Source organism: Roseateles sp. P5_B10 (assembly GCF_056400485.1).
In genome coordinates, this window is record NZ_JBFULE010001568.1 from 1 (window position 1) to 622 (window position 622).

General features: G+C 62.5%; 1 protein-coding gene. It reads right to left on the reverse strand.

Annotated features, from left to right (window positions below):
- Positions 1 to 622 (reverse strand): ABC transporter permease (locus tag AC1DU6_RS34620; protein WP_477863031.1); only part of this gene is annotated, 622 nt, incomplete at both ends.

The window sequence follows — 622 nt, forward strand, 5'->3', positions numbered from 1 at the left end:
CGATATCACCGGCGGCCTGCAGACCTGCCAGCGCATTCACCAGCATCGGGAAGAATGTTACCAGCGCCACGACGGCGGCCTTCGACGGCCAGTCGAAGCCGAACCACATCACCATGATGGGCGCGACACCGACCAGCGGCAGTGCCGAGAAGAAGTTGCCGAGCGGCAACAGCCCTCGGCCAAGAAATTCAAAGCGATGCGCGAGGATCGCGACCAGCAATCCTGCGCCGCAGCCAATGGCATAGCCAATCAGCACGCCGCGAATGAAAGTCTGCACGAAGTCTGCCCCGAGCATCGGCAGTGATGCCATGAACTTCGCAGCAGCGGCGCTCGGCGACGGCAGCAGCACCGGCGGCACACCGGCGCCGCGCACGACAACCTCCCATAGATAGAACACCACTGCGCCGAACAGCAGCGGAATGGCGAGATCGATGATCTTCCGAAATGAGCTGTTGCCCGATTTCAGCCCGGCCAGCGCGACGACGCAGATCCAGGATGCAAGCCAGACGCCGACGACCATCATCCAGAAGCCCGATGCGGCATCGCCGGCAATCAGGGGATCGCGCAACAACATCAGCGTCATGTCTGCGGTAATGCCCGCGCCGATGAGACCGATCACGAT